23 protein-coding genes are annotated in these 25,232 nt (G+C 61.6%); 11 read left to right on the top strand and 12 right to left on the bottom strand.

All coding sequences use genetic code 11. The annotated features are described in order from the left end of the window. Positions 1–225 precede the first annotated feature (225 nt). Positions 226–1,743, bottom strand: a complete 1,518-nt coding sequence (locus CHB86_RS11710; RefSeq protein WP_217898300.1) for a DUF1254 domain-containing protein — start codon at positions 1,741–1,743, stop codon at positions 226–228. Between the two features lie 447 nt (positions 1,744–2,190). Here CHB86_RS11710 and CHB86_RS25225 point away from each other — a divergent pair, with 447 nt between their 5' ends. Both CHB86_RS25225 and CHB86_RS11700 read left to right on the top strand, forming a co-directional pair. After that, entirely contained in the window at positions 2,191–2,868 is a 678-nt protein-coding gene (locus CHB86_RS25225; RefSeq protein ID WP_089233240.1) for an HGGxSTG domain-containing protein, read from the top strand. Between the two features lie 223 nt (positions 2,869–3,091). After that, the gene (locus tag CHB86_RS11700) at positions 3,092–3,592 is read left to right on the top strand and encodes a DUF3604 domain-containing protein (protein ID WP_342747467.1); all 501 of its coding nucleotides are present in this window, start codon (positions 3,092–3,094) and stop codon (positions 3,590–3,592) included. 239 nt (positions 3,593–3,831) lie between these two features. On the opposite strand, the gene CHB86_RS11695 is transcribed toward CHB86_RS11700, so the two are convergent. After that, on the bottom strand, positions 3,832–4,845 hold the full coding sequence (locus CHB86_RS11695) for an AraC family transcriptional regulator (protein WP_089233238.1): 1,014 nt from the start codon (positions 4,843–4,845) through the stop codon (positions 3,832–3,834). A gap of 216 nt (positions 4,846–5,061) precedes the next feature. Between CHB86_RS11695 and CHB86_RS11690 the strand changes: the two genes are divergently transcribed. Together CHB86_RS11690 and CHB86_RS11685 are read left to right on the top strand one after the other, a co-directional pair. Further along, positions 5,062–5,301, top strand: a complete 240-nt coding sequence (locus CHB86_RS11690; RefSeq protein ID WP_089233237.1) for a hypothetical protein — start codon at positions 5,062–5,064, stop codon at positions 5,299–5,301. Between the two features lie 105 nt (positions 5,302–5,406). Continuing rightward, positions 5,407–7,908 carry an arylsulfatase gene (locus tag CHB86_RS11685; protein WP_089233236.1) on the top strand — a complete coding sequence of 834 codons (2,502 nt, stop codon included), beginning with the start codon at positions 5,407–5,409 and terminating at the stop codon, positions 7,906–7,908. A gap of 72 nt (positions 7,909–7,980) precedes the next feature. Here CHB86_RS11685 and CHB86_RS24200 read toward each other — a convergent pair whose 3' ends face one another. From CHB86_RS24200 to CHB86_RS11655, 7 genes are all read right to left on the bottom strand, one after another. Next, a complete protein-coding gene (locus tag CHB86_RS24200; protein WP_141134885.1) occupies positions 7,981–8,190 on the bottom strand; it encodes a hypothetical protein in 210 nt (69 codons plus the stop codon). A gap of 659 nt (positions 8,191–8,849) precedes the next feature. Then, the gene (locus CHB86_RS11680; protein WP_089233235.1) at positions 8,850–10,184 is read right to left on the bottom strand and encodes an NAD(P)H-dependent oxidoreductase; all 1,335 of its coding nucleotides are present in this window, start codon (positions 10,182–10,184) and stop codon (positions 8,850–8,852) included. 876 nt (positions 10,185–11,060) lie between these two features. Beyond that, the gene (locus CHB86_RS11675) at positions 11,061–12,557 is read right to left on the bottom strand and encodes a YfjI family protein (RefSeq protein WP_089233234.1); all 1,497 of its coding nucleotides are present in this window, start codon (positions 12,555–12,557) and stop codon (positions 11,061–11,063) included. Further along, positions 12,554–13,441 (bottom strand): DUF7146 domain-containing protein, encoded by an 888-nt coding sequence (locus CHB86_RS11670; protein ID WP_089233233.1) that lies wholly within the window; start codon positions 13,439–13,441, stop codon positions 12,554–12,556. Before CHB86_RS11670 ends, CHB86_RS11675 begins: the two co-directional genes overlap by 4 nt. Next, the gene (locus tag CHB86_RS11665; protein WP_089233232.1) at positions 13,438–13,812 is read right to left on the bottom strand and encodes a hypothetical protein; all 375 of its coding nucleotides are present in this window, start codon (positions 13,810–13,812) and stop codon (positions 13,438–13,440) included. Before CHB86_RS11665 ends, CHB86_RS11670 begins: the two co-directional genes overlap by 4 nt. A gap of 356 nt (positions 13,813–14,168) precedes the next feature. After that, entirely contained in the window at positions 14,169–14,342 is a 174-nt protein-coding gene (locus tag CHB86_RS11660; RefSeq protein ID WP_342747466.1) for a helix-turn-helix transcriptional regulator, read from the bottom strand. Between the two features lie 322 nt (positions 14,343–14,664). Continuing rightward, positions 14,665–15,882, bottom strand: a complete 1,218-nt coding sequence (locus CHB86_RS11655; RefSeq protein ID WP_089233230.1) for a tyrosine-type recombinase/integrase — start codon at positions 15,880–15,882, stop codon at positions 14,665–14,667. Positions 15,883–16,323: 441 nt separating this feature from the next. On the opposite strand from CHB86_RS11655, the gene CHB86_RS11650 reads away from it, so the two are divergent. Genes CHB86_RS11650 through CHB86_RS11635 form a run of 4 tightly spaced genes read left to right on the top strand, consistent with a single transcriptional unit; the run spans position 16,324 to position 19,726 of the window. Next, positions 16,324–17,172 (top strand): citryl-CoA lyase, encoded by an 849-nt coding sequence (locus tag CHB86_RS11650; protein ID WP_217898299.1) that lies wholly within the window; start codon positions 16,324–16,326, stop codon positions 17,170–17,172. Further along, positions 17,169–18,482 (top strand): phenylacetate--CoA ligase family protein, encoded by a 1,314-nt coding sequence (locus CHB86_RS11645; RefSeq protein WP_089233228.1) that lies wholly within the window; start codon positions 17,169–17,171, stop codon positions 18,480–18,482. The genes CHB86_RS11650 and CHB86_RS11645 overlap by 4 nt, the downstream gene beginning before the upstream one ends. Positions 18,483–18,524: 42 nt before the next feature. Then, positions 18,525–19,109 (top strand): VOC family protein, encoded by a 585-nt coding sequence (locus CHB86_RS11640; RefSeq protein ID WP_089233574.1) that lies wholly within the window; start codon positions 18,525–18,527, stop codon positions 19,107–19,109. Positions 19,110–19,147: 38 nt separating this feature from the next. Then, a complete protein-coding gene (locus CHB86_RS11635; RefSeq protein ID WP_245837918.1) occupies positions 19,148–19,726 on the top strand; it encodes a hemerythrin domain-containing protein in 579 nt (192 codons plus the stop codon). Between the two features lie 130 nt (positions 19,727–19,856). Here the strand turns inward: CHB86_RS11635 and CHB86_RS11630 are convergent, their stop codons facing one another. From CHB86_RS11630 to CHB86_RS11620, 3 genes are all read right to left on the bottom strand, one after another. Next, positions 19,857–20,312 carry a YHS domain-containing (seleno)protein gene (locus CHB86_RS11630; protein ID WP_089233227.1) on the bottom strand — a complete coding sequence of 152 codons (456 nt, stop codon included), beginning with the start codon at positions 20,310–20,312 and terminating at the stop codon, positions 19,857–19,859. A 414-nt stretch (positions 20,313–20,726) separates the two neighbouring features. Beyond that, positions 20,727–21,383, bottom strand: coding sequence for a carboxymuconolactone decarboxylase family protein (locus tag CHB86_RS11625; RefSeq protein WP_141134883.1), 657 nt, complete (start codon positions 21,381–21,383; stop codon positions 20,727–20,729). Positions 21,384–21,481: 98 nt separating this feature from the next. After that, positions 21,482–22,219, bottom strand: a complete 738-nt coding sequence (locus tag CHB86_RS11620) for a hypothetical protein (protein ID WP_089233225.1) — start codon at positions 22,217–22,219, stop codon at positions 21,482–21,484. Positions 22,220–22,633: 414 nt separating this feature from the next. Here CHB86_RS11620 and CHB86_RS11615 point away from each other — a divergent pair, with 414 nt between their 5' ends. The 3 genes from CHB86_RS11615 to CHB86_RS11605 are packed head-to-tail and all read left to right on the top strand — an operon-like array spanning position 22,634 to position 25,226. Next, positions 22,634–23,803 carry a zinc-dependent alcohol dehydrogenase gene (locus CHB86_RS11615; protein WP_089233224.1) on the top strand — a complete coding sequence of 390 codons (1,170 nt, stop codon included), beginning with the start codon at positions 22,634–22,636 and terminating at the stop codon, positions 23,801–23,803. A 17-nt stretch (positions 23,804–23,820) separates the two neighbouring features. After that, entirely contained in the window at positions 23,821–24,747 is a 927-nt protein-coding gene (locus CHB86_RS11610) for a dihydrodipicolinate synthase family protein (protein ID WP_176442858.1), read from the top strand. A gap of 11 nt (positions 24,748–24,758) precedes the next feature. Further along, positions 24,759–25,226: a cupin domain-containing protein gene (locus tag CHB86_RS11605; protein WP_089233222.1), complete on the top strand. Its 468-nt coding sequence runs from the start codon at positions 24,759–24,761 to the stop codon at positions 25,224–25,226. Positions 25,227–25,232 lie beyond the last annotated feature (6 nt).

Genomic DNA, 25,232 nt, shown 5'->3' with positions numbered 1-25,232 from the left:
TTGCGCAACAACGCCCATCTGAGCGTTTCACTCGGATGACTGAATAATATCTCAAAGCGGTCAGCGCTCTGAAACGGGAAATGCGCGCTCCGTAACATTTCTAAGCAGGTTATTCCCGCGTCATGCGGCATCGTGGAGACGACTGTGGCCTTTGTGTTGCCGACGACGCACGGTGCGGGTCCGCTGCCCGCGACGAATGCAGGGGCAGCGGCAAATTCAGAGGTTTCAGTTCGTTTTTTCCACACCCGGTGCTTTCCAATCTCCCTTTAACGCCGCTTCCTTGGGCCAGTAGAGACGCATGGCCATCCAGAACGGCCCGGCGGGCGCGGGCAGCCAGTTGGACTCCTTGTCCTTTCCGGGTGCCTCGTTTTGCACGTAGATTGTCAGGGACCCGTCGTCGTTCATCTTCAGATCCGGCAGCATCGGCGAGTTGACCAGGTAGCGATTGATCGGGTTCTCCACCAGCAGACTTTGCGGCAGGCCGTACATCGTCACCGACCAGAACGCATTCACGGGCGGCAATTGCCCTTTCGGGAAGGTCACTGTGTAGGCGTTGGCCCCCGAAAGAGCATTCCCGTCCGTATCCAGTTGCAGTACCGGGTAAAACGCCTCCTCGGCGGAATTTCCGTAGATCCCCAAGATCACGGCCGCCATGCGGTACATCCAGTTTCCGCCGATCTCCTCGCGCGTTCCGAACATGTCGGCCGAGGTCACCTTCCCGGTGTCGATCTGCTCCTTCTTGAACGTGTCGAACGCGTCCCAGGCATCCGTCATCCCGGCCTGAACCGCCTTCAGAACCTCCGGCGACAAGCTGTCGGGATCAAAGCCCGCCTCGGTCCCGATGCCGAGCTTGGCCATTCGGGCCCGCAAATCCTTCTCCTCGTCAGGCACCGGGCCCAGTTTCAGGGTCAGGTCGAGAATTTCGAAGAACTTCGGATCGGTTTTTTCGTCTTTCTGTGTGACCGGCGTCAGCGCCTTTGTCACAGGGTGGTCGACAGTGACCTTGGTAGGAAGAACGTTGGGCTTCTCCAGCGGTACCGCTGTGCCATCCTTGGCGGTTTGGCCGAGAAAGGCAGAGAGCGGTTGAAGCGTATAGCCCGCCTGGATCTTCTTCACGTTGTCCAGGTCGTCGGGGCCCATGAGTTGGGTGCGGTAGATGACAAAGGCGAAATCGGTCTCCGAACGGATCACGTCGTCAATGCCCGCGGGTGTGTCGCCGGTCCAGTTCGGCCCGGCAAGCAGATAGGTTCCTCCGCCATTACCTGTAGTGCGGCTGCCGACGTAGTGAAAGTTGAACGTATATGCGTCGATGAATTGCAGGGAAAAATAGCGCTTTTCGTCGATTTTGGGCACGCCGAGCACAAGCGGCTCCACTCGCAGGTCCGCTCCGAGCATCGAATAGGGCGTGTCAGAATTGGGTGTCTGGATCGTGGTGTCTTTCGGAGTAAACAGTCGTGCGGTGTTTAGTACCTTGTTCCACGGACCTTTGTATTCCGCGCCGCTTTGATCGACGAAATAGGTGTATTGAATCCGGTAGTTCTCTACCAGCGGGTAGCCGAAGATATAAGCGTCCTTGGCGATGGCCCGCGCCTCATCGGGCGAGACGTTCTGGGCAAAGACGCCAGTTGGGGCGAGTATCAGCCCCAACGTCATAGATGCCAGTAACCGCCGTAATGATGATTGCCTTTCCATCGCTTCCTCCAATTTTTGACCAGGTTGCGCTTCTCCGACGGCACCGTGCATAGGTTTTCCAAAGGTGTCTATGAAGGAGATCAAATGCCCCGCCTACTTGCGCCCATGGCACATCCCTTCGACGTGACTAATGCGCCGCTGTCGGCATAGCTTTGATTGGCCGAGTTCGTTACGCATCAGCGCACGTCTCCAATGGTCTCACAACGCGCCTTGTCCAGAAATCGACGAACGGCAGGAATGCGCAGGAAGGCGACATGTGCATGCAACCGCGGTGGATCGGATACGTGCATCAAGCAGTCACGACCACTGCCACTAAGTTAAGGTCGCCAATCTTGCTCCACCCGGAGGGTGGTATTATATTACCCTCAGCAGATCAATCGATTTCAATCCCCTGCCCCGTCTTTGGCAATAAAGAAAGATCAAGATGCCTGGACCCGATCCATTCGGCCTCGACATCGAGGAACACGAGAACGGCGGCTTCACCATCACTTGCGAGGTATGGGCACAGGGCAACCGCGCCAACCGGATCGCCAGAATGCAGGCCGTCAGCCGAAACATCAGATGGACCGGCTGGAAGTGCGCTTGGTGCTACGAGCCGATCCCGCTCTACCGTCGGGCCGACGCCAGGTTCTGTTGCGAAGGTTGCTGGAAGCGTGCGGCGCGCCAACGGCGGATGAACAGGCAATGACGGGCGCTGACCTGAAGAATGCGCGGCGAGAGATGGGATGGAGCCAGCGCGAACTTGCCCAGCGTGCAGGCGTTGACCGGACGACCGTTCAATACTGGGAGGCCAAAGCCGAGATCGACACTCGCTCCTGGGCGACAGGGCGGATAGCTGATGCACTTGGGTGGCGGGATTTTCGGACACCAATCGCGCGCACGCGTCATGGGGTCTTGGACCGAAAGGCGGAGACCAGACACCTCAACCGCCTGTACTCAGGCAGCAAAGACTCTACCCTCACCTCTGCTAACAACCAAAGGCGTATCTGCGGCGCCAGAACGCGGAAAGGCACGCCATGCAGGGCGAAATCCGAGCCGGGTAAGAAGCGCTGCCGGCTCCATGGCGGGATGTCGACGGGCCCGAAGACGGAGGAAGGGCGAAAGCAGATAGCCGAGGCACAGCGGAAACGGTGGGCGAAAGCCAGCAAACACGCAGCATCGGGCATGAGGCGCTGAAGCAGATTCACCAGCTTCGGAAAGCGGACCTTGGCTGTGAGCGCGTAGACCACCGAGTGCTGGACCAAACCGCCGCCTAGTGAACCCAGATAGACAGGCAGTTAACTGCGCATAGCCGACCTTGGGGCTTCCAGCGCAAGGTCTGGCTGTGGCGCTTCTCGAACCTTAGCCTCGGATCGTTCTACCGTCGCGACTGGACCGCTGCCGACATGCCTAGGAGGAAATCTATCGGCCCGACGTGGTCGAGATCGGATATGCGAGGGGAGTGCCGATGCGCGGTGACCTTGCCACCGCGCCCGATGGGGTAAACGCGCCCGTCTTCATGGTTGGGGCACTCAAGGATCCCTGGTCGGGAAATCTCGACGGGAAACAGATCATCAAGGGCTGGGTCGATACCGACAGCGAGCGCCATGAGCGGATCTCTGACTTGGCGGTCTCGGATGGTCGCGAAATCGGGGCTGACGGACGCGCCAGCGATCCGGTTGGCAACACTGTGGATGTAGAACAAGCGACGTGGACCAACACGATCGGCGCTCCAGAATTGCGCGCTGTCTGGACCGACACGGATTTCGACCCCTCGGTTCCGGCTGTCTATTACGCAAGTGTTCTTGAGATCCCGACGCCGACTTGGCAAGCCTGTGACAAGGCCCGCTTCGATATCAAGATTACGCCGGAAGGTATTCCGCGCTCTCACCAGGAACGCGCCCATACCTCGCCGATCTAGTATACACCGGATTTAGGGCAGACTTTCTGGGGCGGGCCGAAAAACTTTCGCGCGCCGCAGTGACACGTCGGGAAGCGCGGGGCGATGATCCTCTCCTATCTGACATGGGGGGCGCCTTCGCTCCGCCAGTCTTCGCGGTGCTGCTCAAAGTTGCTGGAACGCCTTAGGCGCCGTTCTCGGGGACGAATGAGAGATCAGTGCCATGGGCTTGCTTACGGCGACCGGGCGCGTGCCGTGCGCTATTTCTGCATGGCCTTGATCGCGGTCGGCGTGTGGCCGGCCCAACGTTGCATCGCTCGGGTCAGGGTCTCCTGATTGGCATACCCAAGCTCGCTCGCAAGGTCTCGGAGCAACGGCGGGTTTGGTGTCTGCAGGCTATTGAGAGCTATGAGCGCACGTGTTCGTTCGAGGATATCGGAAAAACAGGTTCCCTCTTCCGAAAGCCGTCGCCGGAAAGTGCGCGCGCTCATTCCTGCCGTCGCCGCCAAGGCATCGACTGTGGGTTTCTGGTGCGACATCATGCTGGCAACAAGCGTGGCCACGTCGCCGGACAGGCTGTTGCCCACGTTCAGCGGCGCGACCTTGCCAACAAATCTGGAATCAGCCTTTTCGCGGATGTGTTCCGGCATAGCCAGATCGGCCACGTCACTGTCTACGAGGATATCGAGCAGGCGATCCGCACGTCCGACGACCCGATCACCGAGCCAAGGCCGGAGGTGTGAAACGCCCAATTGCGGATGCGGCACCATACCCACCCGCGTCACGCTTGGCGCGCGCCCCGTTGCGACGCTGCAAATCGAGTCCACCAACGCAGCCACATACTGCTGCACATAATGCAGAACTTCGTCGTCGCCGAGACTCAGCGTCCAACCATCGTTGATGGTAATGTTTGCCCCGTCGGTCTGAACGGAAAACACCTCGTGGGTACAATGGAGCGGCATTTGACGAGAAAGCCGCCGGAACCCGTCACGTACGGTCGGCCCTTGAAGTGCAGCCGCTCCGATCAAGCCGATCTCGAACCCACCACGTTCACGGGCCATCCGGTATGGCGCGTCCGGTCCTTCGGCCCGCGCGATGTCTACCAGCAACCGAACAGCTCCCGACACGGGAATTGGCAGAAGCAGGTCGGCAAGTGAAACCCAACCGAGCCCGGAACGCTCAAGGAAAGGTCTGGCATCGAGTTGCCGATCGACGAGCCACCTGTGGATTGGTGCGATCGCGGCGACCCGTATCAAGGGGATGTTGTAACTCATGCCGTTTCTCCGACTCTCTATTTAGATCTTGGCCCGTAAAGTCAAATCTCCCAAAACAATTTGATCTGAATCAAGAAATTCAGCAGCGAAGTAGCGCATCTTTGTCCTTGCGCCATTAATGTGGGGGGCTCATGATGACGTAGCGTCATCTATTTTGGCGACCTGCATTTCTCTTTGTGCCAGACGGATGGCGCTGGTCCATATGGAGGAAGACCAATGTTTACTCGTCTCATTTCTGCGGCCGCAATTTCCGGCCTTCTCGCCATGTCTGCATTTGCCCAGGGAGGCTTGCATGCTCAAGCTCAGGGCGAACTTGAAAGTGCCGGAGTCAACGTCGAGATTCCGGCGGACGCGACCGAAGAGCAACTCGGTCAGATCATCGCCCTGAGCGGTCAGCATGAAGGCAACCCGTCTCAGCTCGAAATGGAAGTCAAGAAGGTGCTGGGAATGGAGTGATCCCTTGCCCTGAAATGTAGGCTTCAGGGCCGATTCAGTAGCGCCGGGCCCGCAAACGCGTCGGCCCGGCGCTTTCATTTCGCGCCATCAGATCGGAAAAAGTCGATGTCTTTCAATCGGAAGATCGTCCTGGCAGTGCCGGCGGTCCTTGTCATGCTGACCAGTTCACTTCTGCCCGGACTGGCACAAACACCAACTGGATCCCCATCTTCCACCATTACGCTCGACGGCACGCAACTGCCCCCGCCGCCGATGGCGTTTGGCGGCAAGATCGAGGAACAGGCGAACAAGTCCACGCCCTGGTGGCCGCCGCGCGTCGTTCCCCCGGAAGAGGCGCCCAACGTGCTGCTGATCATCACCGATGACGCAGGCTTCGGTGTTCCAAGCACCTTCGGCGGAGTCATTCCGACCGAGACAATGGATGCGCTGGCCGCCGAGGGGCTGAGCTATACCAACATCCACTCCACCGCTCTCTGCTCGCCGACGCGGGCCGCACTGATCACTGGGCGCAACCACCACTCGGTAGGCTTTGGTGTCATCTCGGAGCAATCGACGGCCTATCCCGGCTACAATTCCATCATCACCAAAGACAAGGCGACCATCGGCCGAATTCTGCAGGAGAACGGCTACAGTACCTCTTGGTTCGGCAAGAACCACAACGTGCCAGCCTTTCAGGCCAGCGTAGCCGGTCCCTTCGAACAGTGGCCGAGCGGTCTCGGTTTCGAATACTTCTATGGCTTTGTCGGTGGCGACGCCAACCAGTGGCAGCCGAACCTGTTTCGCAATACCACCCAGATCTACCCGTTTGACGGCGATCCGGAATGGAATCTGATCACCGGCATGGCCGATGAAGCGATTGGATGGATCACCGACCTGCACCAGGTCGATCCGGAAAAGCCGTTCTTCGTGAAATATGCCCCGGGCGCCACCCATGCCCCGCACCATCCGACAAAGGAATGGGTCGAGAAAATCGAAGGCATGAAGCTCTTCGATGATGGGTACGAGGCGCTGCGCCAGACGATCTTCGAGAACCAGAAGAAGCTGGGGCTGGTGCCGCAGGACGCCAAACTAGCCGCATGGCCCGCGGACAAACTCAAGCCTTGGGACACCCTGAACGATGACGAGAAGAAGCTCTTCATCCGACAGGTCGAGGTCTTTGCTGCCTATGCCGCCTATACCGACCACGAGATCGGCCGCGTCGTTCAAGCGATCGAGGACATCGGCGAGTTGGACAACACACTGATCATCTACATCAATGGCGACAACGGCACGAGTGCGGAGGGAGGGCCGATGGGCACGCCCAACGAGGTTGCATGGTTCAACGGCATCGCCGAGATGCCCGCCGAGACCCAGATGCAATGGTATGATGTCTGGGGTACAGAAGAGACCTACAACCATATGTCCGCCGGTTGGTCCTGGGCCTTCGACACACCCTTCGATTACTTCAAGCAGAACGCCAATCGGCTCGGCGGCATCCGCCAGAACATGGTGGTGTCGTGGCCGAAAGGTATCTCTGACAAGGGTGGGCGCCGTGATCAATTCATGCATGTGATCGACGTGGTTCCGACGATCCTCGAAGTGGCAGGGATCAAGCAGCCCGAGACGGTTGATGGCATCAAGCAGTCGCCGATCGAAGGCACAAGCTTCGCCTATACCTTCGATAATACCAATGCTGATGAGCCCTCGCGCCACACTACCCAGTATTTCGAGATGATGGGCCAATGGGCGCTCTATCACGACGGCTGGCTGCTGAGCACCGAGGTCAACCGAATGCCCTGGGAGACGCCAGGGACGCCGAACCCCGATCCGCTCAACAATCAGGTGCTGGAACTCTACGATCTGACGACCGACATGAACCAATCGACCAATGTCGCCAAGGATCATCCCGACAAGGTGAAGGAGATGAAGGCGATGTTCATCGAGGAGGCAAAGAAATATCAGGTCTTCCCGATGGACGCGTCGGTGACCACGCGACTTGCGAAGCCGCGGCCAAGCATCACGGCGGGTCGCAGTGAGTTCGTCTATACGCGGCCAATGACGGGAGTTCCGCAGGGCGACTCGCCAAGCCTGCTCAACAGTTCCTACACGATCACGGCAGAGATCGAGATGCCCGAAGGCGGAGCCGAGGGGATGATCTTGACTTCGGGTGGCCGGTTCGCAGGCTACGGTTTCTATCTGCTTGAGGGCAAGCCGGTCTTCACCTGGAACATGGTCAACCTGGAGCGGATCAAGTGGGAAGGGAAGGAAGCGTTGGCTCCCGGGAAGCATATGGTCGAGTTCGACTTCCAGTATGACGGTCTCGGCGCGGCGACGCTCGCCTACGGCAGCCCAAGCGGGTTGGGCAAGGGCGGCACCGGCACCTTGAAGGTAGATGGCCAGGTGGTCGACACCAAGGAAATGAAGAACACCATCCCGACCATCCTGCAGTGGGACGAAGCCTTCGACGTCGGTTCCGATACCCTCACGGGCGTAAACGACGATGACTACAAGCCACCCTTCTCGCTCACGGCCAAACTGGAGAAACTGACGATCAAGATCGATCGTCCAAAGCTCAGCGACGCCGATATCAAGAAGCTCGAAGCTGCGATGCAGAAGGCCAGCGACTGAGGAACGCTTGATTGAAGCGCCAGCCGGCCCCTGTTGGTCGACTGGCGCCAGAAACCCGAAAACCGTGGCCGGTCATGCAGAAGGCCCGAAGACCAGGTGCTGACTGAGCGCAACAGCCTCAAAGCCAATACGCCCAATTGGCTGACCAAACGCGTCCAAACAACCAGCAATGTCATTTATCTCGCATGGCAGCTCCTGCTCCATGCAAACGTTGCCGCGCCCATCTACAACGCAAAGCGCACAGCACCGAAGCGACACATCCAAGCCAACGTAGTATTCCATTCTCTGTCTCCCATACTCACAGCATCGCTGTGATCCGATCGGGAGCCCGACCTCAGAGCGGGATCAGCCCAACTACCCATGCTTCCCGCCCTACTTGAAGAATGCTGCAAGCGGCATGGATGGCGGCATTGCGCGTAGAGCCGTAATCCAGCATTTTCATCGGATGTCCGCGAAGTCGGCATTCCTGCCTCTGGTGCAGCTCGCAGCATCGGTCAAGAAGGGCTCGAAGCGGCCTTGCGGCCCTGCGGCAGGGCCAAGATCCGGCACAGACATCGAAGCGGGGCGCGACCGGCTCATTTTGTGGTGCTGCAACTGCAAAACGTTCTGGTGCAAAATCCGGCGGCGTCTGCGCAGTCAACCGACATCTCACCGACGGACGCCAACGGCAGCACGGTCCGCTGATCTGCCGTCTACGCTGGACGCAGCGAATGGCTTCTTTCCGCCCTTCCTTACGAATGCTGCGCGCGCATCGGTCGAGATTTCGCGCTTGCGGCTAAGGTCCGGTAGGTCGGCAAACTCGCCGTTCGATCTTGGTCGGCGGCGACCGGACCTCCCGCGCCAGCGCGAACGGCAGTGAACTGCTCAGAACCGTCGTTGAGCCGATTTCTCCAAGGTCCGCTATGCGGGGCAGGTTTCCGTTGAAAGTGCGGCGACTGATTTCAGACCATAGCTTCACATTCACGCCGCAGCTTCACTGCATGCAGACCTTCATCAATCTCAACATCATCATAGGTCAGGATCGTATCGACAGGGACATCGCGGACCAACTTGATATCGCCCGTCAAGCCGAGCGGGAGCGCGCGCATTGGAACCGATTTTGCGCTGGGACGCAGTTGCCCTGCCACGCAAAACCCACCCTCGCCGTCCAACATCTCTCCCGCCTTAAGATCCTTCTTTGACACGGCAACGACGTCAGAGCGGAACTCCTTAGCGGTTCCGGTCGCCTCCCGGCGAATGGCAACTGATCCCACACTCAGACCCAACTCAAGGCCGATCAGGTGAAAGCGTTTGAAGTTGCAGAAATAGAGACCGCTGTCGTCGGTCGATACCATATACTCCTCAAAGCAGTTTTTCTGATACTCGGATGTCGCCTTCACCACGACCCAAACCCCCAGGCGGATATCATTGGGGATCATCGATCCATCTTCGGCAAGGCACGAAATCACCTCGACCATGCCGAGTTCTTCCAGCGCACCGCCCTCGGTTCGAGGCCGCATCAAGGCTGCAATGTCGTCGATGGAGCCCGAAGGATAGGTCAGCCCATTCGTCGGTGCGTTCAATCCAGTGGCATTGGAAATGGCGGCGCATTCGATGGCAGGTTTCGTGCCATCAAGAAAGCTGTTGAACATCTTCGGGTTAAGACGACCGCGTTGGGCTTGCTCTGCCGTCAAGCCATAGTGATCCCAGACAGTGTCAGGTGTCGAAAACCGGTATTCCGGCTTCCACTTGTGGCCGCGCCCGGCGGCCGCAACCTCGAAACCGCACGTGCGCGCCCAATCCACCAGTTCCACCGTCATTGCAGGCTGATCGCCGTAAGCCTGACTGTAGATCACACCCGCTGCCTTCGCCCGCGCCGCCAACGCCGCACCGCAAACCGCGTCCGCTTCGACCGTGGCCGAGATGACATGCTTGCCCGCTGAAAACGACGCCAGACAATGCTCAACAGCGATCACGGGATTGCCGGTGCATTCAATCACAATGTCCACCGCAGTGCAGTTGATGACCGCCATCGCGTCTTCCCCGACATGCGTGCCACCAGAGGTCAGCGCAGCGTCCAGAGAAGGCATGTTCAGTTTTTCTGCGGACCATCCCGCATAGATCATGTTGGATTTGGCGACATCCACCCTGAGGTCAGCAACCCCGACCACATGGATACCGGGAATGCGTTGGACCTGTGCCAGAAACATGGTGCCGAATTTGCCCGCCCCGACGACACCGACGCGCACAGGGTTGCCGAGTTCTTGGCGTTCAAGCAGTTGTTCGTAAAGCCCCACCAGTTTTCCCTTTCAGGGGCGCAACCATCTTCGCATCAATTCGACTGATGGAAATGTCGCGGCAAGTATCCTGTTCACAGTCTGCCTCCAACGGCCACTAATGAACGAAATATAACACGGACACGGATTATCCAGAAATGCACCAATCCAAGGCAAGAGCCGACATCTGAGCAAAACGGTCGGATGCCCCCTCAGTCGGCAAAGCTGCCGCTTCTTGTGCATTGCGGCAAGCTGGTGGCTTAGCCTCTTCAGAAAAGGAAGCAGGCTGCCCCCTTGATCCCGAAGCAATCATGGTGCTGTATTGCGTTCGAACAAATCATGAACAATGGCGAGCTATGCCCAGACGCGCACGACCCGGAAGCATAACCGACCTTCTGCCGGACGATATGGTGCCATGGGCGCGGGAGGTCTGGCGGGATCGCTATGACGTTGCCATGCTCGACAGTGGCGCTTGGATGCTGAGGGCCGCGGCTGACGCGCTCGGCATCGACCAGCTTGAAGTTGACAAGGTGTTGAAGCGTTCAGGCTGAGTCTTCCGGAACCACCCATGTCTGCGTGCTCCCGTCCCAGATCCTTCCGTTCGGTCCGTGCCTTTGCCAATCCGAGAGCCGTCGGTACTCGTCAATGGATACGACGCGGCCTGTCCAGGTGCGCGGGCGCCCCGCCACGGACAGGCCATGCTGGCGGTCCTCGGGTGTCGAGAGCGGCGCTGCCGTCTCGGGATTTGGAAGCTCTGGCCGTGCTAAACGTGCTAAACGTGCTAAACGGTGCGGCTCGGTTGGGGGCGGATTAGCACGATTAGCACGTTTAGCACCGGTGGAGGAGGCTGAGGCCGGGTTTTCGTCAGAGACAATCTCCGCCAATGCGCGCCTCGCATCAAACCACATGCGACGGCCTCACGATCCGATAGGCTTCCTTGCGAGCGGTCCCGCGGACTTCCGTCCCCGGGTCCAGAGGCACCAGCCAGCCGGCTTCGACCAGAGTTGTGATTGCTCTCTTGGCCGCCGGGCGTTCCCTCAACGCCCGAACAGGCGCCCTTTGCAGGATGTCTCCCGGAAGCACCTCTGGCTCGGGCCAGTCGCCCAATAGCCAAAGGCGCAACCGTTCGGCCATGTCGATCTCGGCCGATACAGTCGCTGCGTCCGCGAGCCTGACGGCTTCGCCCAGGTAGAACTGGGCCAACTCGATGCCATCGGCCATTGTTTCGCCAGTCACCTCCGGTGCGTGCAGGTCATGCCAGAGCGTCAGCACGCCAGCTATTCGTGCCGCCTGTTCTGCTGTCTTCGAGGCGGTGCCTCCAGCATGGGAGAACTCGCCCCCTGGCGCCTGGGCCTGCTCGACCAGATCCGCGAACTGGACCAGGAGTGTTCGCGCCCTGGACGACAGCGGAAGCAGGCGCGGCTGCAACTCGCGAGTTGTGGCGTCCATGGGCAGCGGAGCCATAAGGATACGTCGCAGGTTCGTGGAGAACTCAGCCAACGCTCGGTCATCCCGCCGGGAGTGCGCATGCAGGCGGGTGCCGATTGTGCTGGGCGGCTCGCAGACGAGAAAGCGGGCGAGGAAGCCGGTATCGGCCGCCATGGGGTCCGCCATGAACGTTCGGGCCACGCCGGGCTGCACCATTAGGTGGGCGGCTAGTCGCCGCCCGTAGAGTGTCAGCGAGCCATCACCCTTGCGCGTGCGTCGGATAGGGTTGCCCTGCCAGAGGTCATTGAGGGCCGCGAGCGTCTTCTGGCGGTTGTCACTGTTCATGGCGTGGCCGCCGAGGAACTGGCCGGCCTCGTCCGAGAAGATGCCGAGGCTTGGCTGACCTTCCGCGAAGAGGCGTGTGAGGCCTTCGAATGTCGGCTCTGTCACGACACGGTCGGGTGACGCTGGTGCTGGAGGTTCAGAGCCAAGTGCGTCGAGATCGGCGCGCGCTGCCACCCGTTTCTCGCCCTTGCCTTTTTTAGCGTCCGCCAGGATGCGGTCGCGCTCGCCCTTCCAGATGGATTGTTCATTGTTCCACCGGGTCAACTCGTCCTGATATGCTTCCGCCTGTTCCTTCTCGAACTCCCGCAGTTCGGCGATGAGAGGGGCATAGCAGGCGGACTTGCGTTCGCCAGACTGGGCGATGGTCAGGGCAAAGAGGCTCGTTGGTCGTTCTCCGCCAAGCGTCTGGACGTCGGCGTGGCCTTGTACGGCCAGCGAGGCGACCGTGAGGGCCGATTGCGCTGGCAGTGCCAGCGGCGCCAATGTCATGCCCTGCACGGCTTCAACGGCCGGCCTGAGCGCTCCAAGCGCGCGGACGGGGTAGGGGTGTCCGGGCGGAAGGTCCCTCAAGAGCGGATGCGGACCCTCGGCCTGAAAGGGGGTTGGCTTCACTACGTTCATGCTGCCGTCCCCCGTTGCAGGAGGTCATTGAAATCCAGGCCGTCACCCGGATCGGCCACCGACACCCTCCAGCCTCTGGAAGTGGCGCGTTCTGCAAGGGTGAATGCGGCCGTTCGCCCCGCCTTGTCGCCGTCGCATGCTATGACCAGCTCGTGTGGAACATCGGGCAGGCGCAGGCCGGTCATGCCCGAGACTGACAAGGCAGCCCACAGCGAACCAAAGCGCTCCAGAAGGCCACTGGACAGGCTGAGCGCTGTCTCGATACCTTCCGCAACCACCAACGGTCCCGGAGCCTCGCGGAGGCGGACGCCCCCTCCCTTTGCGCTGCCGAGCATGGCCTTGTTGGGCGTAACGCCCGATTTCTCGCCGGTCACAGCGGTCAGGTATGTGCGGTGGAGGCCGAAGTATTTTTCGCAGTCAATACGCGCGAGCATGGCGGGCAGGCGCTTGCCTGTCGCATGCCAGCAATTCGGGTGGAACCGCAGCGTTTCCGGGAGCGGGGAGGTGATGCCGCGATTGCGGAGGTAGGTCTCCGCCAGCGTGCCACCGATGTGCATGGCCTCCTGCCAACTTCTCCTGGCGAGAGCAGCGCGCTTGACGATGTCAGCCTCAACCTCGGACTCGTTTCGGAGAACGTCTGTCGCATTGGGCGGATTGTAGGTGCCCGCTCCTGCAGCAATCCCCCGCGCTCTAAGGCTGTCCAGGATGTCAGCGAATTCGCAGCCCTTGAAGCACCACAGCAAGAGCTTTCCGTTGGCGCCCTGCTTGATCGACAGCGCTGGATTGGAACGATTGTCGTCGTTGCAGGCCGGGCAGCAGGCGCGACCGTATCTGCCATGCCATTTTCCGTTCAGCGCGCGCGTGAGTGTTTGTGCGTCCGTCATTTTGACATCTCCGCAACGTTTTGGTCCGTGGAGGGGGCGTTTTTTTCCGCCCCCATGCGTGCCGCTATGGTCAGACGTTCTTCGGTGACTTCGGAGAATTCGGCCTCTTGGCGCGCCTGATTGAAGCCCTTTGGCACCGTGCCCATTCGGAGCGGCCAGAGAGGACAATCGGTTTGGACGCACTTGCGGACTTCCTTGGCATCGAACGCGCAATCGAGGCACTTGGCGCGGATGGCCTTCAGTCCGATCAGGAACGGGTTACCCCGCCAGTCATCGGATTGGATGTCTCTCGGGTCACGGCCAATCACGGCGCCGCCGTCGCTGGCGAAGGGAGAGACCTGCAGGAGCGGGTTGCCGAAGGGTATGCTCATGCTTTCACCTTGCGCTCAGGCGCTCCGAACGTGACCATCTCCATCGGATCGTAGAAACCTGCGTCCTCAATGCGGGCAAGCACCCGCCCGCAGTCATCTCGCAGCACTCGTACCGGATTGCAGTGGCATGGATGACCTTCGTAGATCCCGCACCACGGATCGTGCTGGACTTCGTAATGGTAGAGTTTGCCGCGCTTGATGAGCCTTCGGCAGGCAGCCCGCCACTTTCGGCGTTGGTGACGTGAATTCATGGATCGACACCCCTTGGGGTTCAGGGGCGCTGCGGATATATTGCGGGCATCATCACATGCCGCAAACCTGGTCCGCCCGCGCCCGATTGTTGGGTGCGGGGGGATTCAGACGGGCGTTCTCAGACGGCCATTCATCCAGGCGGTTATGTCGCTTTCGCGCCAAGCAACCGCGCGCCTGCCGATACGTACCGGTCTAGGGAAAGCCCCCAAGGCCATCATGTCGTAGATCGTGGAGCGGGAAAGCCCAACCCGTGCTTGAACCTCCGGGCGACGCAGCATCCGGTCAACCATGCACTTCTTCCTCGTATTCGCCGCGGGCAGACAAATCTGTTGTCAAACGGCTTTGGTTTTGCGAGAGAAGAAGAAGGATCAGGGAGTACCATTCCGTTCCTTCTTCGGTCGGCCTGAGACGTTGGCGCGTTCAGGCCGACCTCCGCCGTTTCTCGCTTTCCGGCTTGTTCCCGTATTGTCCGCTCAAGATCGCAGGAATGAAACCTCATCGATCGCATAGCACGCATTCCATTTTTGCAATTGACACCACAATTTGTGCCAACTCGGCTTTGGCCCGATCTAAATGTGGTGTGCGTTTGGCGTGATGTCGCTATTGGGCGGGGTGTTCGCGGTATTTCAGCAGGGAGACACTGGGTTTTCCAAGGGATATGAAGCTAGCCCAGTTTTCCATGATCTTCCGTCGCTTCTCGAACAGGTCCGAGCGGGCATAGGCCTGCTCCACCGCGTCGCCTGTTTTGTGCGCAAGCGCCGCTTCGGCGACTTCGCGCGGAAAGTTGGTGTGCTCTTGTGCCCAGGTGCGGAACGATGTGCGGAAGCCGTGAATGTCGGCCTCGAAGCCGAGTTCCTTTACTAGCTTGGAGAGCGTCATGTCGGACAGCGCCTTGCCTCGTATGCTTGGGAAAACGAGACCGCTGTCGTCACGCAGCTTCTTAGCCTCCCGAAGGATTTCCAGCGCACGGCCTGACAGGGGAACCCGGTGTGGGCGCTTCATCTTCATCCGCTCGGCCGGAATCTCCCATGTAGCGGTGTCCAAGTCGATTTCATCCCAATGTGCCATACGCACTTCCCCCGACCGACTGGCGGTCAAGACCAAGAACTCAAGCGCGAGTTTCGTGGCAATCCACGCGCGGGAAGCATGGACTGTCTCGATGCAGCCGGCAACGTCGGCGTAGTGCAACGCCTTGCGGTGCTTCGGCTTCTGTTCCACGCGGGGCAGGGCCAAAGCCTGTGCGATGGACGGGTTCGCGGTGCACATGCCCTCGGCGATGCCCCATTTGAAGACGAAGGAAACCCGGTAGATGAGCTTCTTCGCCACCCCCGGCGCCTTCTCCCGTGCGGCGAGGATGGCCTGCCGAACGTCCGCGCTCGTCACCTCGGGAAGGGGCACGGAGCCAAAACGCGGGAAGATGTAGTTCTCCAATGTGGAGAGGAACGCCGCGCGGTCCTTTGGGTTCTTCCACGTCGGCGCAAGCTCTGCGTGGGTCTTCCGTGCCGCCTCTTCGAAGGTCAGGACAGCGCGCGCCCTTCGCTTCTCCGCCAGTGGGTCGCCGCCTGCTCGGGCAACTCTCTTGTTGTTCAGAGCCGCTTCACGGGCTTCAGCGAGCGACACAACTGGTGGGCTGCCCAGCCCCATTTCACGGCGCTTCCCGCGGATAACAATACGCTGTACCCAGAACCTACCGCCGGTTGGCTTCACGAGGAGGAAGAGCCCTGTGCCCTTGGCGTCGTGGTACTTCCCGGGTTCCTTGACGGAATTAACAAAGGCCGCGGTGAGAGATTTCGGCTTTGGCTTGGGCAGAGAGGTCATCCGGTTCCCCCAATAGTTCCCCCAGAGAGTCGCGGAACATGCTGGAACATTCAAGGCCCTCTCGGAGCTAGTTTCCGAAAAAACATCTCCTTTTCAGGGGCATTGCCGGCGCGCGCCGGAACGGCTAGGAACTACCTATGGCGCGTCCCCAGCGCGCCACTCAATCCTGATATCCAACTGAAATGTTTCCGTTATCCAGCCTTGGGCTGAGGCGGTTTCCACTTTACTCCGCAGCGGTGCGCGATGTCTGGGAGCCCGCTATCCATCGCCGTCCTTCGCCGGACTTCGGATGCCGCGGCAGGAACGCCATGAAGTCGGCAACGATCCGTCCTCGACATGCCGTCAACCTCCGTCAAGCCTTCAAGGGGCCGGCAAAGCTGTCGTGGAGAACTCAGAGGCGGAGGCGTGGCGAGGGGGCGGCCCGAGCCTGTTGATTTCCTGTTGCTGCAGCCCGCCGTTTGCCTTCGGACGAATCGCGCTAAGTTGCGCCGGAAGGGGAGGGATCAGATGCAGATTGGAAAGGCCGGAAAGGCAACGACCTCGATTTCGACCGCTACACATGATTCAATCACGGTGCGAAATCATGATCTCGTGAACGAACTGATGGGTGGGCTGACGTTCACCGAGTACTTCTATCTTCTGACGACCGGGCGCAAGGCGACCTCCGATCAGGCGTTCTTCCTGGACGTCCTGCTGGTGTCGATCGCGGAGCACGGACTGGTCCCGACCAACCAGGCCGCGCGGATGACTTACGCCGCCGACCCGGACTTCCTGCAAGGCGCCGTGGCTGCAGGGCTCTTGGGGTGTGGCAAGGTCATTCTTGGAACGACCGAAATCGCGGGGCGCTTCCTGCAGGATACCCAAGCCAGGATCGACAGGAACGGCGAAACCCTCGACGACATCATCATCGGGATGCGCGACGCCGGGCGGCGCATCCCGGGTTTCGGGCACCCGCTTCACAAGCCGGTCGACCCCCGCGCCCAACGCATACTCGAGCTTGTCGAGGAACGGGGTGTGATGGGCCCCTATTCCAGGCTCGCGCGTGACGTGGAAGCGTCCGTGTCCCGCCTTTGGTCGAAGCCCTTGCCCATGAACGTCTCGTTCGCGATTCCCGCGGTCTTGCTGGACCTGGATTTCCCGCCCTCTGTCCTGAAAGCGGTGCCCATCCTGGCGCGCACGGCAAGCCTGCTGGCCCACCTCGCCGAAGAGAGCGAAACGCCGATCGGGTTCACCCTGGCGCATCACGCGGAGATGGGGATCACCTGCGAGCCATCCGGGTCCTCGAAATGAGCCGCCTGAGATATTCTGACGCGTCGTTGGAGGGGGCGCACGCTGCCAGTGACGCGGCCTACCGGACCCAGCTTGCGTATCTCTGGGACCACTCGGAATTCTACAGGAAGAAGCTTGCAGCCGCCGGGATCTCTTCGGTCGAAGACGCCGGAGGGCTCGATGATATTGCACGCCTGCCTTTCACCGAGAAAGACGAACTGCGCGCCTCGCGCGACGAGACCCACCCAATCGGGCGTCACCTGGCGGCTCCCATGTCGGACATCGTCCGCGTGTATTCCACGAGCGGCACGACCGGAACCCCAAGCTACATCCCGCTGACCAAGAGCGACCTCGCCAACTGGGTGGAGATCTCGATGCGATCCTATGGTGCCAGCGGATTGGCCCAGGGTGAGCGTATGGTCACGACATACAACGCCGGGCCTTTCGTGGCCGGTGTGACGCTGGACGCCTTTGCCAAGCTCGGCGTCTGTCACATCCCGGTGGGCGCCGGCAACACCGAGCGCTTGATGGCCGCGGTTCAACTCCTGAAGCCGACGGTCCTCGGCTGTACGCCCTCCTATGCGCTGCACTTGGCGGAATGGGCGGTCGAGCGCGGCGTCGATATCGCTGCGTCCTCGGTGAACAAGATCCTCGTTGCCGGCGAGCCGGGCGGCGGGGAGCCCGCGATGCGGCAGCGGATCGAGAAGGCGTGGGGGGCGCGGGTCACCGAAGCGATGGGAATCGGTGACATATCGGTGTCGCTCTGGGGCGAATGCGTCCATCAGGATGGGATGCACTTCTCCGGTGCAGGCTTCGTTCACTTCGAACTCATCGATCCTGACAGCGGCGAAACCGTCCCGATTTCAGACGGCGCAGAGGGTGAGTTGGTCTACACCCACCTGAAGCACGCGGCTGCGCCTCTGCTTCGGTTCCGCTCTCGGGACAGGGTGCGCCTGAGCACCGGTGCCTGTCCTTGCGGACGCGATGGCTCGCGTGTTCGTTGCGTGGGACGGACAGACGATCTTCTGATCGTGCGGGGCGTCAACGTCTTTCCCTCCGCTGTACGAGACGTTGTGGGGAAGATCGGGAATGGGGTCAGTGGAGCGATCGCCATCAGGCCCACGGCCAGGTCCGTGAAGCAGGCACCGCCATTGCCGGTGGTTGTCGAACTGGCCCAGGGCGCAGAACCGGATGACGCCCTGGCAGGGCTCATTCGCAAGCGCCTGCGCGACGAACTTCTGGTCAGTACGGACATCACGATGGTTCCGTTCGGCACCTTGCCGAGAACGGATTACAAGTCGAAGCTGGTTGACTGGTCCGAAGCGGAGTGAAGCCAGAACAGGGGAGGTAGGGAAATGAAGGAAAACAGCGAAATCAGGAAGATCCAGACGCAGGGGGTCCACCATATCACGATCATCGGGGCGGACCGGCAAACGTCCATCGACTTCTGGGAAGGCGTGCTGGGCATGCCTTTCATCTTCGATCAGCCTAACCTCGACAACCCGAGCGAAGGACACCTCTACTTCGATCCGGGCGATGGCCGCTTGATCACCATCTTCACGAACGAGGATCGCAAGCCGGACCCGGCTGCGGTCCCCGAGGATACCGGCTCGCTGCACCATCTTGCTCTGAACGTCAGCCAGGCAACGTTCTGGCAGGTTCCTGCGCGACTTGACGCGCGCGGCGTCAAGCATTCAGGCCCCGTCGATCGCGGGTTCATGGACTCGATCTATTTCCGTGACCCGCTCGGGCTTCGGATCGAACTGGCTTCCTATCGGTTCGAACCGCCCGAGGGGTGCCGCCACGCCGACGTGATGATCGAAGCGCACCGCATTCGGGTGGCCCGTGGAGATCACCACATCGACAGGGAGCACCTTGCCGACGCCATCGAGCTTCTGGTCCGGAGAGATCAGCAGACGCTGTCCGCGGATCGCTCCGCCAGGAACCCCTATGCTTGAATGTTGCAGGGAACCCTGAACCTTCTCGGAGTTTCGAGATGATGGACCAGATCGATCTCGGCGCATTTGAGCTCGGCAAACGCGATGGCCTGCCGGATGCGCTGTTGGTCTTGCTCGAGGAATATCCCCACGAGATCTGGGCGGAGCATCCCGGTTTTGACGGCCTGGTCCGATTCTGGCTCGACCGCCACTTGATGTTCCGCCAGCTTCTGGGGTTGCTGACCTCGGAAGCCGAAAAGCGGCTGGACAAAAAGACGGACCCGATGCTGTTCAAGGCGCATGTGGCGAGGCTCGGATCGACGCTGGTCGGAGAACTCCACGGTCATCACGGCATCGAGGACGCGCACTACTTCCCCGTGCTTGCGAGGAAGGATCCGCGGATCACACGCGGCTTCGACATCCTGGACCGCGACCACCACACGCTCGACGATCTTCTGAGCCGTTATGTCGAGGCCGCAAACCGCGCGATCCAGGCGGATCCTGGATCAACGCGCGAGATCGGGAGATTCCTCGAAGAGACGCGTGGCCTCGAGGCAATGCTGTCCCGGCACCTGATCGATGAGGAGGAACTGGTCGTGCCGATAATCCTGAAGCATGGCGCGGGCGGCCTGAGTTGATGTCGGCGCCGCCGTGCGGTGCGCGCCGACCCATCGAGGCGCTCTGTGAGATCCTCTTGGGGCGTACATCGTCAGTGGCCGGGAGGCCGGTGGCAGCGCTGTCGTCCAGATCGGACCCGCCGTTGCGCCTCTAGCCGAGAATTCCCGGCCAGTTCTTGAGACCCGCCGCGATGTTGCCCGGAACGTCCTGAAGCCAGAGTTCCCGAGCTCTCAACGTGGCATTCAGATAAAGCTTTCCTTCGTGTATCGTCCAGGCTTCCGGTATTGTCGGCGCCAGGTAGCCCCGCGACGCGGCGAAGGCACAATAGCCGCCAAACACCGGTGCATACTTCGTCGGGTTCGCTTCGAAAGCGGCCGCATTCTCGGGGCTCGCGAAGTGCCACGCGGCGCCTTTCCACATCACCCGATTTGCCGAAGATCCGGGAACAGGTTCTCGATCGGTGAAATACCCGACCGGGTCGGTGCCATTGATGGCGATCGGGTTCTGGAAGATCTCCGGCTCCATCGCCAGAGCCACGCCCGATGTGAGGGCATATGCCATTGGTGAGAGCACGGAAAGTTCGAGCAGGGCGCGTCGCGTAATCATCGGGTATCCTCCTATCCGGCCCTCGATATAGGCAACCGCGCGGGTCGATGCTCCCGGCCTGACCATTGTGTGATTGGCCTTTGAGCGGCTCCTTGAGCAGGGAGAAGCGGACCTGTGCGCCCTGGCCTGTTGGTGGGCAGTCGGGGGGGCTCGGTGCTCGCTGGTCGGTAAGTCGCCCGACGAGGTCGGGTGTCCGCATCATGGCGCACCACGCCCGGTCCTGCACGCCCCGGAGGAATGGGCCGCCCACTGCCAGAGGACATGGCGCCATTGGCGTGTTCGCTCTCGCGGGCCCGATGTGACGCGGCGAGGTTCGACAGGGACGGATGAACGTTCAGGGCGCCTGCCTTGCACAGGCAAGCGCCCCAGACATTGAGGGTTAGGGTCGGTGGGGCGTCACTGATGCGGCCCGTATCAGCCGGCGCGTTCCTGCTCCCCGACTTCGCCGAAGCGGCCGGCGTAGGCCTCGATCTCCTCGACCGACAGGCCTTTCACCGCGTTCCATTGCCTCTGGTTGTATTCCTCGGTTTCGAGGTCGGTCCAGAAGCTGTCGTTCAGCCGGTTGATCATGTTGAACATGGCGCAGGCCATCGAGATCTCGACGATCTCGGTGTCGGTAAAATTGGCCTTCATGTTCTCCCAGGTGTCCTTGTCGCGCTGCGCGGTGTTGCGTGTCATGGCCTCGGACCATGCAATCGCCGCCCTGTCGCGCTCGTCGAAAAGCGGGCTGGTCTTGTAGCTGTCGTCCATCATGGCTTCGAGTTCCTCGTCGCTGATGCCAAGGCCCTGTCCGAAGACCGATGTGTGGGCCGTGCAGTAGCTGCAGGCGTTGACCATCGACGTCTTGATGCAGGCCAGCCCGCGCAAGCGGGGATCGGTGGTGGCGCCGAGGTCCGGTTGCCGGACGGCGGCCACGAGGCCGCCGAACCAGCGGGCGAGATAGGGGCTGTGGGTGGCGAGGATGCGTTGCAGGTTTGCCGTTCGTCCGAGAAATCGGTCCGACGCCTCGTAGATCATCTTGGCTGTTCCGGTGGCGTCCTCGTGGCTCAGGCCAGTCAGTCTTTGTGTCACAATCTTCCTCCCATTCGGTCAAATCTTCCGGTCCCGATGCTCGGGCTCGTCTGCGTAATGCGCTCCGGTTCGCTCGCGCGTCGGCGCCTCAAAGGCCGTCAGCGCGCCTCCGGCCAGATCCTCCTGCCGGCATGCGGGCTGCCGTAGGCGTGCGTCACGTACTCCAGCACGTGCCGACCGCCCCAGTCCTCGTTGCGGTCCGCGGCGACGAAGCGGTGCTCGAAGCTGTGATCGCCCTCCGGCAGATCGGTGAACTCCCACAGCACGCCGTGCTTCGCCCAACCTGCGATCGACAGCAGCTTGCGCCCGCGGATCATGCCCGGCGTCACCGAGACCCGGGCAAAGCGCTCGGCCCGGTACCATCGTGCAAGCTCAACGTCGTCTTCGGGCGTGTTGGTGTTGTAATTGCCGAGCTGCATCGCAGGCGGCGGGCCCATTCCGTAGGGGGAGGCGCGCTGTTCGGGGGCGTTGATCACCTGCTCTTCGAGGTAAACCGCGCTGCGGTGGTTCAGCAGCGCGGAGAGCCGGGACTCATTTGCGGCGGCAAGGGCGTCCAGCTCATTGTCCTTGCCAAAGAACACTTCCGGCGAGACGGCCGCGGTCAGGACGACGTTCTGCCAGCCGGTGGGGAGCGACGGGTCGGTGGTTTCGACCCTCCGCGGAGCGCCCTCGATATAGGGTTTGTCCGGCAGCGGAACGATCTCGTAATGCCCGACCCAGCAGACGCCCGGTGTCGCCTGAGCGCTGGGAAAGTAGCTCTGGTGGAGCCAGCGCAGGGTGTCTTCGCGAGTGGCCTCGTCGAGGTCGAACCAATCTGCCCGGATGATCTCGCCCAACACATATCTCCCGATCTTTTCGCGCCATGCATTCCTCCCACGCCCAGGTGCGCGCGGGTGCCCTCACCGTCCGTCTCCGGGGGCGAAGCTTGGTGTGACCAGATGGCCGGATGTTCCTCCCCGGGAGGCGCTCGCCCAATCGGCGTCGTCGACTCCCGGTCCTCGGATCGGAGCGTAACAGGCGGCCGGTGCGGCGGGTAAACATGGTTCCGTATGGGCGGCATCAAGTTCCTTGATAGTGGGGCGCTTGAAGGAAAGGTTAACCAATTTACTGCAGGAATTGCCTGACCGTTCGCGCTGATTCAGTTTCTTTGGCATAAATACCTTGATTTTCCCGGCGTTCGCTCTCCATAACAGATCGACCAAAGATTGCCACAATGGTTGACCAAATCTGAGCGGCGCGAGGAGGAGCAAATGGACGCCAAGGTAGAAATCGAGCCGGCCCGGCGTGGCCTGGGAGAGGATGTGCCGCAGACGATGCGCGCCTGGGTTCTGGGCGGGCCGGACGAGTTGGCGCTCGTCGACAAGCCGACCCCGATGCCCGGGCGGGCGGAGGTGCTGGTGCGGATCGATGCGGTCGCCATCTGCGCCACCGATCTTGAGATCCTGACCTATGGCACACCGGCGATGATCGAGGGCGGCGCGCCGTTCAACAAGGGCTTCACGCCGGGACACGAGTACATGGGCACCGTCGCGGCCCTCGGCCCGGGTGTCGACGAGTTCGCTGTCGGGGACCGGGTCACGGTGGAGATCCACGCCGGTTGCGGCCAGTGCAAGCGCTGCCGGCAGGGGATGTACACCTCCTGTCACAACTACGGCCTGAACTATGGCGATGTCGACAAGGGGCACCGGGCGAACGGTTTCACCACCGACGGCGGCTTCGCCGAATACGCGGTGAACAACATCAACACCCTGATCCGGGTACCCGACGCCATGTCGGACGAGGAGGCCACGCTGGTCGTGACGGCGGGCACCTCGATGTACGGGCTGACGGAACTGGGCGGGCTGGTCGCGGGCGAGAGCGTCGTGGTCATCGGGCCCGGGCCGATCGGGCTGCTGGCGGTGGCCGTGGCCAAGGCCCTCGGTGCTGCGCCGGTGATCCTCGTCGGCACCCGCGAAAGCCGCAACGCGATCGGGCGGCAGCTCGGTGCCGACCACGTGATCGATGCCCGCAACGAGGACGTGGTGGCCCGGGTCAAGGAGCTGACCGGCAAGGGCGCGGATTACGTGGTGGATTGCGCGGGGTCCGAAACCACCGTCAACCAGGCGGTGGCGATGACCAACCGGGGTGGCAAGATCTGCCTGGCGGCTTTCCCCAAGAACGCGGTGTCCTTCACGCTCGGCGCGCTCGCGGTCAACAACATCTATCTCTACGGCATCCGCGGAGAGGGCCGGTCCGCCACCCACCGCGCGATGGCCTTCATGGAGGCAGGGCGTTTCGACGCGAGCCTCATTCACACCCATACCTTCCCACTGGACGATCTTCCGACGGCGCTGAAATACGCCCGCGAGCGGATCGACGATGCGATCAAGGTCGTCGTTTCGACCCGGCCCGGCATCACCGGCGGACCCAAGGCGAAATGACGGAGAGGAGACCTTTCATGACCAAGGCACGACGCGGCATCTATGCGGCCGCCATTTCACCCTTCGATGCGGATGGCCGGCTGGAAAGCGACAAGCTGGTGGCCTATTGCCGGCACCTGCTGGCGGAGGGGGGCTGCGATGGCGTGGCGCCCACGGGCACCACCGGCGAAGGCACGTCGGTCGCGATGGCTGACCGGCTGGCGCTGCCCGGGATCTTCGCGCAGGCCGGTTTCGCGGCCGACCAGGTCATCTTCGGCACCGGTGCGCCGTCGCTTCCCGATTGCGTGGCGCTGACGCGGGCGTCCTGCGAGGCGGGGTTCGTCAACGCTCTCGTGCTGCCGCCCTATTACTACAAGTCGCCCTCTGACGAGGGGCTCTATGCCTATTGTGCGGGGCTGATCGACAAGGTGGGCCGGGACGATCTGCGGATCTATCTCTATCACTTCCCGCAGATGTCCCAGGTGCCGCTGTCGGTGGACCTCGTGCTGCGGTTGCGGGAGGCGTTCGGGCCCATCGTCGCCGGGCTCAAGGACAGCAGTGGCGACTTCGAGCAGTCCCGCGCCTTCGTCGAGGCGACCGGTGGCGTCGCCGAGGATTTCGACGTCTATCCGTCGTCCGAGGCCTTCCTTTGGGATGGGCTGTCGATCGGGACGGCCGGGATCATCTCCGGCTCGACCAACATCTTCGCGCAGAAGGTGCAGGCCGCGCGGCGGGCCGCGGAGGGGCCGGAGCGCGAGGCGGCCATGCGAGAGGTGCGCGCGGCGCGGGCCGTCGCCTCGAAATACCCGCTGATGGCGGCGATGAAGACGGCCGAGGCCTGGCGCAGTGGCGATGACGGCTGGCTGCGGATGCAGCCGCCCCTGCAGCCACTGTCAGGGGCGCAGAAGGCCGCGTTCAAGGCCGATCTCGAGGGGCTGAACGCTGCCCCGGAACTTGCCAGCTGAAGGAGGAGCGCATGGCACAGGTTGAAACGCACGGTCCCGACCACGTCGAGATCAATCCCGACCCGGCGGCTTTTGCTCACTGGCCGGAGGGCGTCTACGAGGAGATGCTGGGCGACATGTACAACGGCTGCGTCGGTTCGGTGCTGGTCTCCGAAACCGATACGATGCGGATCTGGCACCTCCGTCTGCCGCCCGGCAAGCGCTGCCGCTTCCATCGCCACGTGAACCGCTATTTCTGGACCGCGATGGTGCCGGGCAAGGCGCGCGGGTATTTCTCGTCGGGCGAGATCCGCGACGTTGTCCATTACCAGGGCGAGACGAAGCACTTCAATTACGGGGCGGGGGATCACATGCTGCACTCGGTCGAGAATATCGGCGACAGCGAGCTGATCTTCACGACCGTCGAGTTCATCGACGGCCCGAACCCGCCGCTCGACGTGCCGGACGAGGTCCGGCTGGTTCCCCCGGGCAAGGCGTAACGCCCG

The organism is Tropicimonas sediminicola, assembly GCF_900188335.1.
GTDB classification, from domain to species: domain Bacteria; phylum Pseudomonadota; class Alphaproteobacteria; order Rhodobacterales; family Rhodobacteraceae; genus Tropicimonas; species Tropicimonas sediminicola.
The sequence above is the reverse complement of the archived record's forward strand: the minus strand, read 5'-3'. Positions and strand labels throughout refer to the sequence as shown.

Excerpts from the sequence above, each read along its gene's own strand:
- CHB86_RS11710 (WP_217898300.1), bottom strand. The coding sequence starts at position 1,743 with ATGCACGGTGCCGTCGGAGAAGCGCAACCTGGTCAAAAATTGGAGGAA.
- CHB86_RS25225 (WP_089233240.1), top strand. The coding sequence starts at position 2,191 with ATGGGCACAGGGCAACCGCGCCAACCGGATCGCCAGAATGCAGGCCGT.
- CHB86_RS11695 (WP_089233238.1), bottom strand. The coding sequence starts at position 4,845 with ATGAGTTACAACATCCCCTTGATACGGGTCGCCGCGATCGCACCAATC.
- CHB86_RS11690 (WP_089233237.1), top strand. The coding sequence starts at position 5,062 with ATGTTTACTCGTCTCATTTCTGCGGCCGCAATTTCCGGCCTTCTCGCC.
- CHB86_RS11685 (WP_089233236.1), top strand. The coding sequence starts at position 5,407 with ATGTCTTTCAATCGGAAGATCGTCCTGGCAGTGCCGGCGGTCCTTGTC.
- CHB86_RS24200 (WP_141134885.1), bottom strand. The coding sequence starts at position 8,190 with ATGGAATACTACGTTGGCTTGGATGTGTCGCTTCGGTGCTGTGCGCTT.
- CHB86_RS11675 (WP_089233234.1), bottom strand. The coding sequence starts at position 12,557 with ATGAACGTAGTGAAGCCAACCCCCTTTCAGGCCGAGGGTCCGCATCCG.
- CHB86_RS11670 (WP_089233233.1), bottom strand. The coding sequence starts at position 13,441 with ATGACGGACGCACAAACACTCACGCGCGCGCTGAACGGAAAATGGCAT.
- CHB86_RS11665 (WP_089233232.1), bottom strand. The coding sequence starts at position 13,812 with ATGAGCATACCCTTCGGCAACCCGCTCCTGCAGGTCTCTCCCTTCGCC.
- CHB86_RS11660 (WP_342747466.1), bottom strand. The coding sequence starts at position 14,342 with ATGCTGCGTCGCCCGGAGGTTCAAGCACGGGTTGGGCTTTCCCGCTCC.
- CHB86_RS11655 (WP_089233230.1), bottom strand. The coding sequence starts at position 15,882 with ATGACCTCTCTGCCCAAGCCAAAGCCGAAATCTCTCACCGCGGCCTTT.
- CHB86_RS11645 (WP_089233228.1), top strand. The coding sequence starts at position 17,169 with ATGAGCCGCCTGAGATATTCTGACGCGTCGTTGGAGGGGGCGCACGCT.
- CHB86_RS11635 (WP_245837918.1), top strand. The coding sequence starts at position 19,148 with ATGATGGACCAGATCGATCTCGGCGCATTTGAGCTCGGCAAACGCGAT.
- CHB86_RS11630 (WP_089233227.1), bottom strand. The coding sequence starts at position 20,312 with ATGATTACGCGACGCGCCCTGCTCGAACTTTCCGTGCTCTCACCAATG.
- CHB86_RS11615 (WP_089233224.1), top strand. The coding sequence starts at position 22,634 with ATGGACGCCAAGGTAGAAATCGAGCCGGCCCGGCGTGGCCTGGGAGAG.
- CHB86_RS11610 (WP_176442858.1), top strand. The coding sequence starts at position 23,821 with ATGACCAAGGCACGACGCGGCATCTATGCGGCCGCCATTTCACCCTTC.
- CHB86_RS11605 (WP_089233222.1), top strand. The coding sequence starts at position 24,759 with ATGGCACAGGTTGAAACGCACGGTCCCGACCACGTCGAGATCAATCCC.